The organism is Corallococcus sp. NCSPR001, from assembly GCF_017309135.1.
Lineage (GTDB): Bacteria > Myxococcota > Myxococcia > Myxococcales > Myxococcaceae > Corallococcus.
The window spans coordinates 5,212,492-5,232,392 of the sequence record NZ_JAFIMS010000002.1 but is presented as its reverse complement, the minus strand read 5'-3'; the positions used below and the strand labels follow the sequence as shown (position 1 = coordinate 5,232,392).

1 protein-coding gene (running past one end of the window) is annotated in these 19,901 nt (G+C 72.1%); it reads left to right on the top strand.

All coding sequences use genetic code 11. The annotated features are described in order from the left end of the window. The first annotated feature begins 228 nt into the window (after positions 1-228). Positions 229-19,901, top strand: the 5' portion of a protein-coding gene (locus JYJ93_RS40225) for a non-ribosomal peptide synthase/polyketide synthase (RefSeq protein WP_347402701.1). Its footprint extends 17,761 nt past the window's final position; only the first 19,673 of its 37,434 coding nucleotides appear in the window; it begins with the start codon at positions 229-231; its stop codon lies off the right edge, out of view.

The window sequence follows — 19,901 nt, the reverse complement described above, 5'->3', positions numbered from 1 at the left end:
ATCGAGGGGGCGGGGTCATACGGGATGTATCAGTTGGATCAAGGTAGAAAGGTTTCATGGGGTGGTTGAAGGGGCTTCTCGGCCGCGTGTGAGTGCGTGCCGAGTCCCCGCTCCCCGAGTGGGCTGGCGTCGCGAACCCGCCGGGATTCGTGACCAGGAGTGCCGAGGAATTGAGCACTCGGGCTGCTATTAAGTGTCGGCGGTTTTTCGACACATGGATGGCTCCCCGTGCACGACTTCTCGCGAACCCTTCCTGGCGTCCTGCTGAAGCTCGCCCAAGGGCCATCCGCCCACGCGCCGCTCTACACATTCCTGGGTGAGTCCGACGGTGAAGAGACCGTCTGGAGCGCGTTCGATCTGGACGTCCGGGCGCGGCGAATCGCGACCGCATTGCGTGAGCGAAGCGCGCGAGGCGAGCGCGTGCTGCTGCTGTACCCGCCGGGACTGGACTACATCGCGGGCTTCTTCGGCTGCCTGTACGCGGGAGCGGTGGCGGTGCCCGCGTATCCGCCGGACCCGATGCGGCTGGAGCGCACCCTGCCCCGCCTGCGCGCCATCATCCAGGACGCGCGCGCGTCGGTGGTGCTCACCACGTCGGGCATCCTCGGACTGTCGGACTTCGTCTTCGAGCAGGCGCCGGACTTCCGAGAGCTGCACTGGATGGCGACGGACGCGTTGCCGGAGGGCGGCGAGAGGGACTGGGTGGCTCCGGAGGGACTGGGCGCGGAGTCGCTCGCGTTCCTTCAGTACACGTCCGGGAGTACGGGCACGCCGAAGGGCGTGATGCTCACGCACGGCAACCTGCTGCACAACCTGTCGCTCATCCACGGTGCGTTCGGCGCGCGTGCGGACAGCGTGGGCGTCATCTGGCTGCCGCCGTACCACGACATGGGGCTCATCGGCGGCATCCTGGAGCCGCTGTACGGGGGCTTCCCGGTGGCGTTGATGTCGCCCATGTCCTTCCTCAAGCGGCCCATGGCGTGGCTGGAGGCGGTGTCTCGCTTCGGGGGCACCATCAGCGGCGGGCCCAACTTCGCGTTCGACTTGTGCGTGCGCAAGAGCACGCCGGAGCAGCGCCAAGCGTTGGACTTGAGCCGGTGGGAGGTGGCCTTCTGCGGCGCGGAGCCGATTCGCCCGGAGACGCTGGAGCGTTTCGTGGAGGCGTTCGGCCCCAGTGGCTTCCGGCGTGAGGCCTTCTATCCGTGCTACGGCCTGGCGGAAGGCACGCTCATCGTCTCCGGAGGCGAGAAGTCGACGCCGCCGGTGTCGGTGACGATTTCGGGCGAGGCGATGGAGCGGCACCGCGCGGAGGAAGTGGTCGCGGCGGAGCCTGGGGCGCGCACGCTGGTGGGGTGCGGCCGGACGCTGGAGGCGCAGCGAATCGCCATCGTGGATCCGGAGACGCTGGAGCGGCGTGGGCCTGGGGAGGTGGGCGAAATCTGGGTGTCGGGGCCGAGCGTGGCCCAGGGGTATTGGGGCCGAGAGGAAGCGACGCGCGAGACATTCCATGCGCGCATCGCCCATGAGGACGGCGGGCCGTACCTGCGCACCGGGGACCTGGGCTTCCTGCGCCCGGAGGGCGAGCTGTACGTCACGGGACGGCGCAAGGACCTCATCATCCTGCGAGGGAGAAACCACTACCCGCAGGACCTGGAGGCGACGGTGGAGGGAGCGCACCCGGCGCTGAGGCCCGGGGGCGGCGCCGTCTTCGCGGTGGAGGTGGGGGGCGAGGAGCGCGCGGTTGTCGTGCAGGAAATCGACGTGCGGCGGCTGGGCGGACTGCGTGAGCAGTTGGCGGCGGCGGACGCGGCGGTGGGCACCCTCCGTCAGCGGCTGGCGGAGTCGCACGAGGTACAGGCGCACGCGGTGGTGCTGATTGAGCCGGGCAGTCTGCCGAAGACGTCCAGCGGCAAGGTGCAGCGGCATGCGTGCCGCGCGGCCTTCCTCGCGGGGACGTTGCAGGAGGTGACGGCGTGGCGGGCGGTGCCGCCAGGCGGCACGGCTCGGGCTCCCCTCCCCGCTTCATCCGCGGCGCCAGGCTTCGGTGCATCTGGACTGGGGGCTTCGACTGAGGCCCGCGCTGCATCCATTCCGGGCGACGGCAGGCCCAGGTCCGACACAGCAGCGAGCATCAGCGCGTCTGTGCTGGTGGCTTCGACTGAAGCCGCTGATTCGGGAGCCGCCGCTTCCGGTTCTGGAGCCGCTGCTTCAGCCGTCCTGGGCTCTGGCGCGACTGGGGCCACCAGGCCTTTGGCCTCGTCTGGTCCGTCGGCGGGTCATGAGGGCCGAGCCGTCAGCTCTACTTCTCCTGGCGCTGGTTCGGAAGCGCGCGAAGCGGTGTCCGGCTCCAAGGGGCTGCCCGCGAATCCGGATGAGGCAGAGTTGGTCGCGTGGCTGCGCGATGTCGTGGCCCGTCACATGCGCATGCGCCGTGAGGACATCGACGTCGATGCTCCAGTGACGCGCTACGGATTGGACTCGCTGGGCGCGGTGGAACTGGCGCATGAAATGGGTGTCGGCGCGACGCGCCTGACGGTGCCCATGGAGTGGTTGCTCCAGGGGCCGAGCATCACGTCCCTGGCGCGGCAGCTGCTCTCGGCCCGGACGCAGGCGTCCGCCCCTGCATCGAGCACGCTGCATCGCAGGGATGTGCATGGTGACCGGGCGGCGTCCTTCGCGCAGGCGCGGCTGTGGTTCCTGGACCGTTACGCACCGGGCGACGTGACCTACAACCTTCCCGCCGCCGTGTGGCTGGAAGGCGAACTGGACGTCGCCGTGCTCCAGGACAGTCTCATGGTGCTCGCCGCGCGCCATGACGCGCTGAGGACTTCCTTCCGGGAACAAGACGGCAGGCCGCTTCAGGTCATCTCGAAGTCCGCATCCCTGCCGCTGGCTCGCGTGTCACTGGAGTCCCTTCCCTCCGACACACGTGAGGCCGAAGCCTCCCGGTGGGCCCATGAGGAGGCCCGCCGCCCGTTCGTCCTGACGCAAGGGCCGCTCGTACGCGCCACGCTGCTGACGCTGGACGAGCGCACGCACGTGCTCGTGCTCGTCATGCACCACGCCGTTTCCGACGGCACGTCCATGGCCGTGCTGGTGCGCGAGCTCTCCGCCCTCTACGCGGCGCTGCGCGAACACCGCCCGTCGCCGCTGCGCGCGCTGCCGGTGACCTACGCTGACTACGCGGAGTGGCAGCGCGAATGGCTGGACGGAGCCGCGCTGGCTTCGCACCTGGACTACTGGCGCCAGCAGCTCTCGGGCGCACCCCGGTTGCTGGAGCTGGCCACGGACCGGCCGCGTCCCGCCGAGCGCGGGACGCAGGGCGCCCGCGTGCCGGTGGTGCTCGACTCGCGGCTCGCTGATGCGGTGCGCGCGCTGGCGGTTCAAGAGGGCGCCACCCCCTTCATGGTCCTGCTCGCGGCCTTCCAGGCGGTGCTCGCGCGCCACTCCGGACAGGACGACGTCAGCGTGGGCACCGCCATCGCGGGCCGCGACCGCGCGGAGTTGAAGGGCCTGGTGGGCTTCTTCGTCAACACGCTGGTGATGCGCACGAAGCTATCCGGCGCGCCCACCTTCCGTGAGCTGCTGGGCCGGGTGCGCGGGACGGCGATGGGCGCATACGCGCACCAGGACGTGCCCTTCGAGAAGCTGGTCGAAGCGCTCCAGCCCACGCGCGAGCGCGGGCACACGCCCCTCTTCCAGGTGATGTTCATCCTCCAGGGCGCGCAGGTGGGCGCCCCCGTGCTGCCAGGCCTCCAGTCGCGCTTGATGAACCTTCATTCGGGCACGGCGATGTTCGACCTGACGCTCTCGCTCTCCGAATCCGCGCGGGGCTTCGAGGGCTGGCTGGAGTACGCCACCGGCCTCTTCAACGCGGACACTGTGATCCGCATCGCTGGCCACCTGCGCGTGCTGCTGGAGGCCGCCGTCGCGGATCCTTCGCGCCAGGTGGACGCGCTCCCGTGGCTGGATGCCGACGAGTCGGAGCACCTGCTCGCGCTGTCGCGAGGACCCGGCAACGAGTTCCCGTCGGACGCAACCCTTTCCTCGCGCTTCGCGGCGCAGGTGGCCCGCACTCCAGATGCCGTGGCGCTCGTCGCTGGGGAGCACCGCCTGACGTACCGGGAGCTGCGTGCTCGGGTCCGGGCCGTGGCGCACACGCTGAGGCAGCGTGGCGTGGGGCCGGAGTCGGTGGTGGGCCTGTGCGTGGACCGGTCGGTGGATCTGGCGGTGGGGATGCTTGGCATCCTCGAAGCAGGTGCGGCGTACCTACCGTTGGATCCGGCGTACCCGGCGCAGCGGCTCGCGGCGATGTGGGAGGACTCGGGGGCGAAGGTCCTCGTGGGGCCTCGCCGCCTGGAGGGCGTGATCGCGGTGCCGGCCGAGCGCCGGCTCCTCCTCGACGACGTGGACCCTTCACTGGGCGCGGACTTCGTGCGGTCCGCGAGCGACGCACGGACGCTGGCCTACGTCCTCTACACGTCGGGTTCGACCGGGCGGCCCAAGGGCGTGGGCGTGCCGCACCGGACGGTGATGAACTTCTTCCGCGCGATGGATGCGCACGTCACGCCGTGCCCGGGAACGTGGCTGGCGATGACGAGCATCTCGTTCGACATCTCCGTGCTGGAGCTGCTCTGGACCTGGACGCGCGGCTTCCAGGTGGTGCTCGCGCCCACGGGCCTGGAGCCCGCCGCGTTCGCGGACCTGCTGGAGCGCCACGCCGTCACCCACTTCCAGTGCACGCCGTCGTATGCGAGCGCCCTCGTGGAGGAGCCCCGGGCACTGCATGCGCTGGGCGGGCTGCGGCAGATGCTCGTGGGCGGCGAAGCGCTTCCGGGAGGCCTCGCCTCGAAGCTGCGGGCGCACGTCCCCGCGCTGCTCAACATGTACGGTCCCACCGAGACGACGGTGTGGTCGTCCATGCATCGTGTGGAGACGGACACGGCCGGCACGGTGCCGCTGGGACGGCCACTGGCGAACACCGGGCTGCACGTCCTGGATGATCGGCTGAGGCCGGTGCCGGTCGGTGTCTCCGGTGAGCTGTTCATCGGCGGCGAAGGCGTGGTGCGCGGCTACCTGGGCCGGCCAGACCTGACGGCCGAGCGCTTCGTGCCGGACGCATTCCGCGACGCGCCTGGCACGCGGATGTACCGCACGGGCGACCGGGTGCGCTGGAGCGCGGACGGGACGTTGGAGTTCCTGGGCCGCATCGACCACCAGGTCAAGCTGCGCGGCTTCCGCATCGAACCAGGCGAAATCGAAGCCGCGCTCCGCATGCACCCCGAGGTCCGCGAGGCCGTGGTCGACGTGCGCGACCAGCGGCTCGTGGCCTATGTCGTCCCAGCCTCGGCGGATGCCGGCGCCCTGCGTGAGCACCTGCGCTCCCGCCTCCCGGAGTACATGGTGCCCTCGGCCTACGTCGGCCTGGACGCCCTGCCCCTCACGCCCAACGGCAAGGTGGACCGAGGCGCCCTGCCCACCCCCGCGACGCCCGCCGCCACCGAGGACACCGGCCCTCTGACGCCGCTCCAGGAGAAGCTGGCCGCGCTGTTCCAGGACGTGCTCCACGTGGAGCGCGTGGGCGCGCACGATGACTTCTTCGCGCTAGGCGGGCATTCACTGCGGGCCACCCAGCTCGTCACCCGGGTGAGCGCCCGGTTCGGCGTGGACCTGCCCGTGCGCGCGCTGTTCGACGCTCCCACCGTGGCCAGGCTCGCGGAGCGCATCGAAGCGCTCCCCTCCCGATACCCCGCCGACCCCATCCCCACCGTGTCCCGGGACGGGGCGCTGCCGCTGTCGTTCGCGCAGCAGCGCATGTGGTTCCTGGACCAGTTGGAGCCCGGCCAGACCCTCTACAACATCCCCCTGGCCCTGCGGCTCTCTGGTCCCCTGGACGTGGACGTGCTGCGCCGCACGCTCGCGGAGATCGTCCGCCGGCACGAACCGCTGCGCACCACCTTCGAGGATCACGAGGGCCAACCGCTCCAGCGCATCCACGCGCCGCCCTCGGACTGGCCGCTGCCGGTGGAGTCCCTGCCCGAAGGCGCCGAGCGCGACGCCCTCCTGCGGCAGCACATGCGGGAGGACGCGACCCGGCCGTTCAATCTGGGCACCGGTCCGTTGCTGCGCACGCGGCTGCTCAGGCTGTCCCCGGACGAACACGTGCTGCTGCTGTGCATGCACCACATCGTCACGGATGGCTGGTCCATGGGTGTCCTCGTGCACGAGGTGGCCAGCCTCTACCCGGCGCTCGCGGCGGGACGTCCGTCGCCGCTTCCGGCGCTGGAGGTGCAGGCCGCGGACTTCGCCGCATGGCAGCGCCAGCAGGAGGACTCCGAGACGGCCCGGGCCCGGCTGGACACCCTCAAGGAGTCCCTGAAGGACGTGCCCGTGCTCACCCTGCCCGCCGAGCAGGGACAGCCGGGGACCCGGTCGACGCGTGGGGGCAGCCATGTCTTCACGCTGCCTGAGTCCCTGGTGCGTTCGCTGGAACAGGTGGGCCGCGACCGGGACGCCACGTTGTTCATGGTGCTGATGGCCGGATACCAGGCCGTGCTGTCGCGCTACTCCGGGCAGGACGACTTCGCCGTGGGCATGCCGGTGGCACACCGCAACCGGCCGGAGCTGGAGCCGCTCATCGGCGTGTTCCTCAACACGCTGGTGCTGCGCGCCCGCCTGGACGGAGCGCCTCGCTTCTCCGAGCTCCTGGACCGTGTGCGCGAGTCCTCCCTGGCCGCGTACGCGCACCAGGACGTGCCGTTCGAGAAGCTGATGGAGGCGGTGGCGCACGCGCGGGGTGGAGACCGCACCCCGCTGTTCCAGGTGATGTTCGTGCTGCAGAACGCGCCGCTGGCCACGCCGTCCCTGCCCGGCGTCCACGTGGAGCGGCTGCACACCTCGACCGAGACCGCGCGCTTCGACCTCATCCTGTCGCTCACCGCGCGGGACGGCGGGCTGGAGGGCACGCTCGAGTACAGCCGCGACCTCTTCTCCGAGGATGCCGCCCCGCGCTTCGCGACCCACTTCCGGGTCCTTTTGGAGGCCGTGGCCCACGACACGGCGACGCCCGTGTGGCGGCTGCCCCTGATGGACGCGGCGGAGCGTGCGCGGGTGCTCGAAGCCTTCAGCGCACCGGACCTCCGGCCGCTGAGCACGCCGTCCCTCCTGGAGTGCTTCGACGCGCAGGTCCAGCGGGCTCCGGAGGCCGTGGCCGTGGAGCACGAAGGCCGCACGCTGACGTACGCGCAGTTGGATGCACGGGCGAACCAGCTGGCGCGGCACCTGCTGTCCCAGGGCCTCCCGCCCGAGGGCCGCGTGGGCCTGTGTCTGGAGCGAGGCCTGGACCTCATCGTGGGCATGCTCGGCGTCGTCAAGGCGGGCGGGTGCTACGTGCCGCTGGATCCGGCGTACCCGGCCTCGCGGCTGACGTTCATGTTCCAGGACGCCGGGCTGTCGCTGGTGGTGACGGAGCGCTCGCTGCCCCCGTCCGTCCAGGATCGCTCATGGCCCACGGTGAGCCTGGAGACGGACCGGGACACGATCGCGCGCCATGACGTGTCCGCTCCGGGCGTGCGGCTGCTGCCCGACGCGTGCGTCTACGTGCTCTTCACGTCGGGCTCCACGGGCACTCCCAAGGGCGTCGGCGTCACGGCCGCCTCCATCGTCCACGTGGTACGGGACACGGGCTACATCCAGCTCGGGCCCGACGACCGCATGGTGCAGGCGGGCACGCCTTCGTTCGACCTGGCCACCTTCGAGGTCTGGGGCGCACTGCTCAACGGCGCCCGGCTCGTCATCCTGCCTCGCGAGGTGACGCTGGAGCCGGTGCGACTGGCTCGCGTGTTGCGGGAGACGGGCGCCACCACGGCCCTGTTCGCCACGGCCCTGTTCCACACCGTGGCGCGCGAGGTCCCTGATGCCTTCGCCACGATGCGCACGGTCCTGTACGCCGGGGAGGCCGCGAACGCGGACGCGGCTCGGGCGGTGCTGCGCGCGGGGCCTCCGGGCCGGCTGGTGAACCTGTACGGCCCCACGGAGACGACCGTGGGCGTCACCACGCACGACATCGTAGCCCTGCCGGAGGATGCAACATCGGTCCCCATCGGTCGGCCGATGACACGGGTCCGGGCGTACGTGCTGGATGCGCGCGGCGAGCCCGTGCCCGTAGGCGTCCCGGGGGAGCTGTACATCGGCGGTGACGGCGTCGGCCGGGGCTACGTGGGCCGGCCGGACCTCACAGCGGAGCGCTTCGTGCCCTCACCCTTCGGTGACGTGCCCGGCGCACGGCTCTATCGCACGGGCGACCGCGTGCGCTGGAGGGAGGACGGGGCGCTGGACTTCCTGGGCCGCCTGGACAACCAGGTGAAGCTGCGCGGCTTCCGCATCGAGCTGGGAGAGGTGGAGGCCATCGTCCGCCAGCACCCGGCGGTGAAGGCCGCGGTGGCGTCGGTGCTCGACGACGGTGAGGGCGATTCGCGCCTGGTGGCGTGGTACGTGCCCCGCTCACCGATGGAGGCGGCGGAGCTGCGCGCCTTCGTCTCCGAGCGGCTGCCCGCGCCGCTGGTGCCCTCCGCGTTCGTGCCGCTCCAGGCCCTGCCCCTCACGCCCGTGGGCAAGGTGGACCGCAAGGCCCTGCCCGCTCCGGATGCGCGCTCGGTCGCCGTGGCGCCTTCGAAGCCTCGGCGGATGTCGCCCTTCCAGCAGCGGATCGCGGACCTGTTCCGTGACGTCCTGCGCGTGCCGGACGTGGGCGTGCACGATGACTTCTTCGCCCTGGGTGGCCACTCGCTGCTGGCCACGCGGCTCGTGTCCCGCGTGCGATCCACGTTCCAGGTGGAGCTGCCCCTGCGCGGCCTCTTCGACGGCGCCACCGTCGCGGACGTCACCGACCAGGTGGAGGCGCGGCTCCTCGCGCGCACCGGCCTTCCGCGCGTGCCGGCGATCCGCAAGGTGCCTCGCGACGGCGAGCTTCCCCTGTCCTTCGCGCAGCAGCGGCTCTGGGTGATGGAGCAACTGCAACCCGGCGCCACGCCCTACATCCTGCTGGGCGCCGTGCGGCTGGAGGGCGCGCTGGACGCGGAGGCCCTGCGCCGCGCGCTGGAGTTGCTCGTCGATCGTCATGAGGCGCTCCGCACCACCTTCACGCTCAAGGGCCGCGACCCCTCCCAGGTCATCCAGGCCACGCCCTCCTGGGCCCTGCCTCTGACGGACCTGTCCAGCGTGCCGGCGGAGGAGCGCGAGGCGGAAGTGCGGCGGCTCGTGCGGGAAGAAGCGGCCCGGCCCTTCGACCTGGGCACGGGACCGCTGCTGCGCACCCTGCTCTTGCGGCTGCCCCCGTCCCATCACGTGCTGCTGCTGGGCATGCACCATGTCGTCTCCGACGGCTGGTCGCTGGAGGTGATGGTGCGCGAGGTGGCCACGGCCTACGCGGCCTTCGCCTCCGGGGTGTCTCCGGTGCTGCCGGCCCTGCCCGTGCAGTACGCGGACTTCGCGGCATGGCAGCGCGGCTGGCTCCAGGGCGACGTGCTCGCGGACGAGGTCGCATGGTGGAAGGAGCAACTGGCCGGCGCGCCCCGGGTGCTGGAGCTGCCCACGGACAAGCCGCGCCCCACGACGCGAAGTCCGCGCGGCGCGCTCCTGCCCGTGCACGTGCCTCGCGAGCTGACGGACCGGCTGGCGGAGCTCGCGCGGCGGGAGGGCGCCACGCCCTTCATGGCGCTGCTGGCCGTGTGGCAGGTGTTGCTGTCGCGCTACAGCCGGCAGGAGGATCTGCTCGTCGGCGCCCCCATCGCGGGCCGCACCCACGGCGACGTGGAGGGGCTGGTCGGCTTCTTCGTCAACACGCTGGTCCTGCGAGCGCGGGTCCGTCCGGAGGATTCCTTCCGCGCGCTGCTGGGACAGGCGCGGGACACGACGGTCGCGGCCTATGAGCACCAGGACCTGCCGTTCGAGAAGCTGGTGGAGGAGCTCCAGGTGTCTCGCGATCTGGGGCGCACGCCGCTGGTGCAGGCCGTGGTCGCGCTTCAGAACGCTCCGGCCGCGGTGCTCGAAGCGCCCGGACTGAGGATGGAGTTGCTGGAGGTGGACGCGGGCACGGCGCACTTCGACCTGGGCCTGCTGCTCACGCAGACGCAGGACGGGCTGCGCGGCTCCATCGAATACAGCACCGACCTCTTCGAACGTGACACCGTGGCCCGGCTCGCGGGCCACCTGCGCGTGTTGCTGGAGGCCTCCGTCTCCGGGCCGGACGTGCCGGTCTCCCAACTGCCGTGGCTCACGCCGGAGGAGCGCCAGCAGGTGCTCGTCGCGTGGAACGACACCGCCCTGCCCTATCCCTCCGACAGCACCGTCGCGGCGCGCTTCGAGCTGCATGCCGCGCGGCGGCCGGACGCCATCGCGGTGGAGGACGGCGAAGCCCAGCTCACGTACGCGCAGCTGGATGCCCGGGCGAACCAGCTCGCGCACGTCCTGCGCTCGCGGGGCGTTGGCGCGGACGTGCCGGTGGCGCTGTGCCTGGAGCGCTCCGTGGGCTTCGTGGTCACGGTGCTCGGCATCCTCAAGGCCGGGGGCGCCTATGTCCCGCTGGACGCGTCCTATCCCGCGCAGCGGCTGCGCTTCATGCTGGAGGACGCACGGCCGCACCTGCTCGTCACCACGCGCGAGCTGCATGGGCGGCTGCAACTCCCCGACGCGTCCCTGCCGTGCCTGTTCCTGGAGGAGCTGGCGCTGGAGGACCAGCCCGTCACCGCACCCGAGACCGGCGTAGGGCCGCGCAACCTGGCCTACGTCATCTTCACGTCCGGCAGCGGCGGACGGCCCAAGGGCGTGGGCATCGAGCAGCGCGGGCTTCTGCGCCTGATGCACTCGGCGCCGTACACGCGCTACGGGGCGCGCGACACGGGGCTGCTCTTCGCGCCGGTGTCCTTCGATGGCTCCGTGCTGGAGCTGTGGACGCCGCTGTTGCACGGCGGCCGGCTGGTCGTCTTCCCGGGCCACGTCCCCGCTAGCGACATGGACGCACTGGCCCACGTGGTGGAGCGCCACGGCGTCACCTTCGTGCATCTGCCCGCGGGCCTCTTCTCGCAGTTGATGGAGCACCGGCCGGACATCCTCGGGCGGCTGCGGGAGCTGCACGCGGGCGGCGACATCGTGTCCGCGCCGCACGTGCGCCGGGCCGTGGAGTCGCTGGGCATCCCCTTCACCAACGCGTACGGACCGACCGAGTGCTCCGTGGTCGCCACCACCTTCACGGTGGAGCGGCCGGAGCAGGTGTCCCTGTCCGTGCCCATTGGCTCGCCGCTCTCCAACACGTCGGTGTACGTGCTGGACGCGCGGCTGCACCCGGTGCCGGTGGGCGTGCCGGGCGAGCTGTTCCTCGGCGGCGACGGCGTGGCCCGGGGCTATGTGTCACGGCCGGACCTCACGGCGGAGCGCTTCGTCCCGGATGCGCACGGCGCGATGCCCGGTGCCCGGCTGTACCGCACGGGGGACCTGGTGCGCTGGCGTCCGGACGGCACGCTGGAGTTCCTGGGCCGTGCGGACCAACAGGTGAAGGTGCGCGGCTTCCGCATCGAGCTGGCGGAGGTGGAGGCGGCCCTGCGCGACCTGCCCGCGGTGCAGGAGGCCGCGGTGGTGGTGCGCGAGGACGTGCCCGGAGACAAGCGGCTCGTCGCCTACGCGATGCCCCGCGCGGGTCAGGTGCTGGAGGCCTCGGCGCTGCGCGCGGCGCTGCGGCAGCGGCTGCCGGAGTACATGGTCCCGTCGGTGTTCGTGACGCTGGCCACCCTGCCCCTCAACCCCAGCGGCAAGGTGGACCGCAAGGCGCTGCCCGCGCCGGATGCCGCGTCCACGGGACGGCAGGTCCGCTTCGTGGAGCCGTCGCACCCGCTGGAGCAGCGGCTGGCGCCCCTCTTCGCCCGCGAGCTGGGCACGGATCGCGTGGGCGCGCAGGACCACCTCTTCGAGGAGCTGGGAGCCACGTCGCTGACGGTGGTGCGTCTGGCCGCGCGTCTGCGCGAGGAGCTCCAGCGCGAGGTGCCCGTGGTGTGGTTGTTCGAGCACCCCACGCTCGAAGGGCTCGTCCAGCGGCTGGAGCGCGAGTCCCAGGGCTCGAACGCCGCACCGTCCGTGGCCCCGGCCCCCGGTCACCGTCCGCGCGAGGCGTCGAAGCCGGGCGCGTCCGGCTCCATCGCCATCATCGGCATGGCGGGCCGCTTCCCCGGCGCGATGACGGTGGCGGAGTTCTGGCGCAACCTGCGCGGGGGCGTGGAGTCCATCACGCGCTTCGCACCGGAGGAACTGGAGCACCTGCCCGTCCTGCCCGAGGGCGTGGAGCTGTGGCAGCACCCGGCGTTCGTCCCGGCCGCGGGCGTGCTCGACGGCGTGGACCGGTTCGACCACACGTTCTTCGACATGTCGCTGCGCGAGGCGCAGTTCACGGATCCGCAGCAGCGGCTGTTTCTCCAGACGGCGTGGGCCGCGCTGGAGGACGCGGGCATCGATCCGGAGCGCTTCCCTGGAGCCATCTCGCTGTACGCGGGAGCCACGGGCTCCGGGTACACGGACGCCGTGCGCCAGGCGATGCCGATGGACGCGGCGTCGTTCATGGAGCTGCAGGGCACGGCCACGCACGAGAGCCTGGCGACGAAGACGTCCTTCAAGCTGGGGCTCACGGGTGAGAGCACGCTGCTCTACACCGCGTGCTCCACGGGTCTGGTGGCCGTGCACCTGGCCTGCCAGAGCCTGCGCGTGGGGCAGTCCGACGTGGCGCTCGCGGGCGCGACGCGTCTGTCGGTCCCGCAGCGCACGGGTTACGTGGCGCAGGAGGGGCTCATCTTCTCCCCGGACGGCCACTGCCGTGCGTTCGATGAGAAGGCGGGCGGAACACTCTCCGGCAATGGCGTGGGCGCGGTGGTGCTCAAGCGCCTGGAAGATGCGGTGCGGGATGGGGACTCCATCTACGCCGTCATCCGGGGCTCGGCCATCAACAACGATGGGCGGAACAAGTCCGGCTTCACCGCGCCCAGCGTGCAGGGCCAGGCGGCGGTCGTGTCCCAGGCGCTGACCAACGCGGGCGTGTCACCGGAGGCCGTGGGCTACGTGGAGGCCCATGGCACCGCGACGCCTCTGGGCGACCCGATTGAAGTGGCGGCGCTGACGCGCGCGTATGGCCTGGGGGCGGAGCACCGGGGGCACATCGCGCTGGCGTCGCTGAAGACGAACGTGGGGCACCTGGACACGGCCGCGGGGCTGGCGGGCCTGATGAAGGCCGCACTGGCGCTGCACCACGGGGAGATTCCCCCCAGCCTCCACTTCGAGAAGCCCAACCCGCAAATCGACTTCGACGCGGGGCCGTTCTTCGTCAACACCACCTTGCGGTCGTGGCCTCGCAGCGAGACGCCTCGCTTCGCCGCGGTCAGCTCCTTCGGCATTGGTGGCACCAATGCCCACGCCATCCTCGAGGAAGCCCCCATGCGGCAGAGTGGTTTCACCACGCGTTCCCACCAGCTCGTCGTGCTGTCCGCGCGCTCGCCGGAGGCCCTGGAGGCGGCGGCGCGGCAGCTCGATGCGCACGTGGCGGAGGGCGTGGACGCGCGGGCGCTGGCGGACCTGGCGTTCACGCACGCCGTGGGGCGCAGGGTGTTCGAGTACCGCCACGCGGTGGTGGCGAAGGACGCGGAGGACCTGGCGCGGCAGCTGCGCAAGCCGGTGACGGCGGTGAAGACCGGCAAGCGCTCGCCGCGCGTGGCGTTCGTGTTCTCCGGCCAGGGAGCGCAGCGGGTCGCGATGGGGCGCGAGCTGGCGGAGGCTTCGCCCCGATTCCGCGCGCACCTGGATGCGTGCCTCGCGTTGCTGGATGCGCCGCTGCGGGAACGGGTATCGGTCCTGCTCGCGCCCGAAGGCGACGCGGAGGCCTCGGTATTGCTCGCGGACACGCGCGTGGCGCTGCCCGCGTTGTTCAGCGTGCAGGTGGCGCTGGCGCGGCTGTGGCAGGACCTGGGCGTCACGCCGTCCGCGGTGATGGGACACAGCTTCGGTGAGTACGCGGCGGCGTGCGTCGCGGGCGCGCTGTCGCTGGAGGACGCGATGCGCCTCACGGTGGCGCGCGGTGAGCTGATGCACCGGATGCCGCCGGGCGCGATGCTCGCGGTGGCGCTGCCCGTGGAGCGCGTCCAGCCCCTGCTGTCCGGCCGGCTGGAGCTGGCGGCGGTGAACGCGCCGGACCGCTGCGTGGTCTCCGGGCCGGTGGAGGAAGTGGAGCGGCTGGAGGCGGAGCTGAGGGCCCAGAAGGCCGGCGCGGTGCGCATGCCGGCGCCGCACGCGTTCCATTCCGCGGACGTGGAGCCGTTGATGCCGGAGCTGGCGCGCGTGGTGGGCACGCTGCGCTGGACGGAGCCCACGGTGCGCTACGTGTCCAGCCTCACGGGCATGGCGGCGAGGCCCGGGCAGCTCGCGGATCCAGCCTACTGGACGGAGCAGATGCGCCGGCCGGTGCACTTCACCCGCGCGGTGGAGACGCTCCAGGAGGAAGGCTGCGCGGTGATGCTGGAGGTGGGTCCCGGCCAGGACGTGACGCCGCTGGTGCGCGCGAACCTGCTGCCGGTGGAGCCCGGAGCGCCCCGCGTGCGAGGGCTCGCGTCACTGCGCATGGGCGGGACGACGACGGAGCAGATGGGCTGGCTCCAGGCCGTGGGCGAGCTGTGGTCCGCGGGCGTCGCCGTGGACTGGAACGCGTTCTACGCGCACGAGCAGCGCATGCGGCTGCACCTGCCCACCTACGTCTTCCAGGAGAAGACCGTCTGGGTGGAATCCAAGGCGCAAGCCCCTGCGTCCGGCCGTGTTCCCGCAGTGGAAGTGGTGGCGCAGGCTGCAGCCCTCCCCGCTTCAAGTTCCGTTGAGGCCCCGCGCCCGGTACCCGCTGGAGCCTTCGGAGGAGCCCACGGGCCGTCCGGCTCCATGCAGAGCCGAGCTGCGGGCCGGGTAGCGACAGTGACTCAGACCTCGTCCTCCGAAGAACCTCCGTCGGCAACTCCCGGCGCCGCCGCGTCCTTCGCCACGACACCGCTCCTGGCGCAGACCGACGCTGCCTCCGTCGACAGAGGCCCGATGTCCACGCGCACGGACGCTCCTTCCTCTGACGGTCCTGAGACCGGGTCCTTCGCGTCCTCGATTCACACGTCAGAAACCGCGGTCCCCACGGCCTCGCACGACGCGATTGAGACCGCTGCCTCCGCGACCTCGCGAACCGCCCGTGACGACGCGCCTCGCGGTGAGGTGGAGGAACGCGTGGCCGCGCTGTGGCGTGAGCGCCTGGGGCTGGAGTTCGTCGGCCGCAACGACGACTTCCTGGAGATTGGCGGCAACTCGCTGACGGCCGCGCAGCTCCTCAACCAGGTGCGCGACGCGTTCGGCGTGAACCTCCCGCTCGCCGCCCTCTTCGAAGCGCCCACCGTCGCGGGCATCGCGGAGCGCCTGGAGCCCCTGCTGCGGCAGGCGCCGCACGCACACGTCTCCGTGGAGCTGCCCCTGGTGCCGCTCTCGCGCACCGGCGAGCTGCCGCTGTCCTTCGTGCAGGAGCGCGTCTGGCGTCTGGAGCAGCACCTGCCCGGTCAGTCCGCGTACAACATCCCGTTCGTCCTGCGCCTGGAAGGCGACGTGAACGCCGAGGTGCTGGAGCGCGGCGTCCAGGAGATCGTCCAGCGCCACGAAGCGCTGCGCACTACCTACGACGCCGTGGACGGCCGCCCGGTGCAACGCTTCCACGCGCGGATGCACGTCCCGCTCACCCTCGTGGAGCTGCGCGGCCCCATGGAGACCCGCGAACCCGAGGCCCTGCGGCTCGCCCGCGAGGACGCCGCGAAGCCGTTCGACCTGATTCATGGCCCCGTGCTGCGCACCACGCTCGTGCGCGTGGCCCCCCAGGTGCACCTGCTCCTGGGCTGCATCCACCACATCGTCAGCGACACGCTGTCCATCGCCCTGTTCGTCCAGGAGCTGGGCCAGCTCTACGACGCCTTCCTCCAGGGCCGTCCCTCGCCCCTGCCCCCGCTGCCCCTCCAGTACGCGGACTTCGGCGCGTGGCAGCGCCACAGCGTCGCGGGCAACCACCTGCCGGAGCAGGACCAGGGCTGGCGGCAGCGACTGGCCGGCATGCCGCGCAGGCTGGACCTGCCCACGGACCGTCCGCGCCCCGCCGACAGCCCGCTCACCTCCGCTCGCATGACGGTGGACTTCCCGCCCGCGCTCGCCCGCGAGCTCACGGCCTTCGGCCGCCGCGAGGGCTTCACCGGCTACATGACGGTGCTCGCCGCGTGGCAGACGCTGCTGCACCGCTATTCCGGGCAGACGGACATCATCGTCGGCACGCCCATCGCCAACCGCACGCGGCCGGAGTTGCTGCCGCTCATCGGCTACGTGGCGCACTCGGCGGCGTTCCGCACGCGCTTCACGGACGGGCTGACGTTCCGCGAGCTGCTGGCCCAGGTGCGCGAGGAGGTCGCCGACGCGCAGACGCGTCCCGACGTCCCCTTCGAGTCCCTGGTGGAAGCCCTCGTCCCGGGCAAGGACATCGGCCGCGGGCGCATGACGGACTCCGTGTTCGTCTACCACACGGGCGCGGCCGCGGGCGCCACGACGCTGAACCTCACCGGCCTGCGTGGCTCGCTGGTGGAGGTGCCGGGCACGCCCGTGCAGTGGGGCGCCACGCTGGCGGACCTCACGCTCGTGCTCTCCGAGTCCCACGGCCGCGTCCACGGCGCACTGGAGTACGCGACGGAGTTGTTCGACGCGGCCACCGTGGCACGGCTCGTGGAGCACTTCCAGGTGTTGCTCGGCGCCGGGCTCGCCCGGCCAGAGACGCCTGTCTCCCACCTGCCCCTGGCCACGGAGGCCGAGCGCCGCGCCTGGCCCGCGCCCCGGGCCTCGCCGGGCTTCACCTCCGTGCCGTCGCTCCTCGCGGAACGTCGCGAGCGTCAGGCGGACGCCATCGCCGTGTCGCGTGGGGACAGCCACTGGACCTGGGCGGAGCTGGGCGGTCGCGCGGAGGCCCTGGCCTCGCGACTGATGGCCCTGGGCGTGTCGGCTGGGACGCCCGTGGCGGTGTGCCTGCGCTCATCACCGGAGAAGCTGTCCGCGCTGTGGGCCGTGCTGTCCGCCGGTGGCGCGGCCATCGCGCTGGGCCCTTCGGAACTGGCGCGGCTGTCCGTCTACGCGCCGGAGGGCGCCCGCGTGCCGGTGCTCGTCACCACGCGCGCGCTGGTGGCCTCCGTGCGCATGGAGGATTCGCGCGTCGTGTACGTGGAGGACGTGGAGGCAGCGGCGGCTTCCTCCGGCGCCGTGGCGGACGCGCACGCCCTGGCGTGGCTGCTGCCCACGGGCGCGGGTCAGCCCGCATGGGCCCTGGGGCACCGCGAGCTGGCGGAGTTCTTCACCGCCCTGGACACGCGCCTGTCGCCCCCGGATGGCGGCGCGTGGCTGTCCGCGAGCGAGCCGTCCGCGGATCGGCCGGAGCTGGAGGCCCTGTGGGCGCTCACGCGCGGGCTGCGCGTGGTGTACCCGCCGGAGCGCATCACCGCGGGGCTGGTGAACCTGCACGGGGGTGGGCCTCGCGCGAAGGCCATGGACCTGAGCCTCATCTACTTCGCCAACGACGAGGACACGCTCCAGGGGCCGAAGTACGAGCTCTTGATGGAGGGCGCGAAGTACGCGGACGCGAACGGGTTCTCCGCCATCTGGACGCCCGAGCGGCACTTCCACTCCTTCGGCGGCCTGTACCCGCAGCCGGCGGTCATCTCCGCCGCGATCGCGGCCGTCACGAAGCACGTGCACGTGCGCTCCGGCAGCGTGGTGCTGCCGCTGCATGATCCGTTGATCATCGCGGAGCAGTGGTCCGTGGTGGACAACGTGTCCCAGGGCCGCGTGGGTCTATCGGTGGCAACGGGCTGGCACACGCAGGACTTCACCTTCGCGCCGGCCAACTTCGAGAAGCGCCGCGACATCCTCCTGGAGAAGCTGGCCACGCTGCGCGCCCTGTGGCGGGGCGAGCGCTTCAAGCGGCCCGGCGGTGCGGGCACCACGGTGGAGGGCGCCCTGCGGCCGAAGCCGGTGCAGAAAGAGCTGCCGGTGTGGCTCACCGCCACGTCCAATCCGGAGACCTTCCGCATGGCGGGCGAGCTGGGTGCGGGCGTGCTTACGGGCCTGCTGTCCCATTCGCTGGAGGAGCTGAAGCCGAAGGTGGCGCTGTACCGCGAGGCGTGGCGCCGCAACGGGCACCCGGGCCGGGGCCACGTCACCTGCATGCTGCACACGTACCTGGGCGACGACGAAGAGCAGGTGCTGAAGCTCGTGCGCCAGCCGCTGCTCGCGTACTTCCGCAGCTCGGTGGACATCGTCACGTCGCTGCTGCTCACGCAGGGCTACCAGGGGGACATCCAGAAACTGTCCGCGGATGACATCAACGCGCTGCTGGAGCACACCTTCGAGCACCACGCCAAGACGACGGGCCTCGTGGGCACGGTGGACAGCGCGATGCGGCGGCTGCGCGACGTGCGCGCGGCGGACGTGGACGAAGTGGCGGCGCTCATCGACTTCGGCCTGGATACGCCGGTGGTGCTGGACGGCCTGCGCCGGTTGGCCGTGGTGCGCGAGCGCATGGACGCGGAGGCCGCCGCCCGCCAGGAGCAGGTGCTGGTGGAGGCCGAGGCGGGCGTGGAGGGACTGCTGGAGCTGGCGCGCCAGTCCGGCGCGGTGCTGGTGCACACGTCGGCGCGTCTGGCGCGCACGCTGAGCGAGCTGCCCGGAGCACGCGAATCGTTGTCCCGCGTGGGCGCGCTGGTGGTGGAGGGCGCGTCGGTGGAGCTGGGCGCGGCGCTGCACCGTACGGCGGGCGTGGAGGTGTGGCTGTCCGGTGATGCCCAGGAGGGAGCCCTGCTGCCGCGCACCCCGCGCGAGCGCATCCCCGCGAACCTCCAGGCTTGGGTGCTGGACGCGGCCGGTCAGCCCGTGCCCGCGGGCGTGGTGGGCGAGCTGGCCCTCGCGGGCGCGGGACTCCCCACGGCGCTGTGGCGCGCGGGTGATGAAGAGCACCGGCGCCTGGTGCCGCACCCTCGCGAGTCCGCGGCCCGGCTGTACCGCACGGGCCGCCATGCACGGTTGCGCGCGGATGGCCGTGTGGAGCCGGTGGCCTCGCCGTCCCGCCTCCCCCCTCCGCCCGTGGCGCATCCCGCCGTGGAGGCACTGAGTCCCATAGCGCCCGTCGGCGTGGATGGACTGCGGCCTGCGGCGCAACCTGTCGCCGCGGGAGGCCTGCGCCCTGGAGCGCAGCCCATCAGTGCGAACACCCCGTGGCCTGGCGCGCAGCCTGTCGGTACGGAAGCGTTGGGCCCTGGAGCGCAGCCCACCGGTGCAAACACCCCGTGGCCTGGCGCGCAGACTCTCGGCACGGAAGCCGTGCGCCCTGGGGCTCAGCCCACCGGTGCGAACACCCCGTGGCCTGGCGCGCAGCCTGCCGGTGCGAACAGTCCGTGGCCTGGAGCGCATGCCGCCAGCGCGGAAGCCCCGCGCCCTGGAGCGCATCCCGCCGTGGGACAGACCGCGCGCCCGGTGTCGCAAGTGGCCACACGGCCCCCGGTCCGGATGGACGCGGGTCCGCCGCCCATCCCTCGCGTGGGGCGCGACACGCCGCTGCCCCTGTCCTTCGCGCAGCAGCGCCTCTGGTACCTCCAGCAGTTGGAGCCCGGCAGCGGCGCGTACAACAACCCGTCCCTCTTCCGTCTCGTCGGAGCGCTGGACGTGGACGCGCTCCAGGCCGCACTGGACGCGTTGGTGGCGCGGCATGAGGTGCTGCGCACCACATACTCACTGGAGGGCGACCGCGCGGTGCAGAACATCAACCCGCCGCGAAG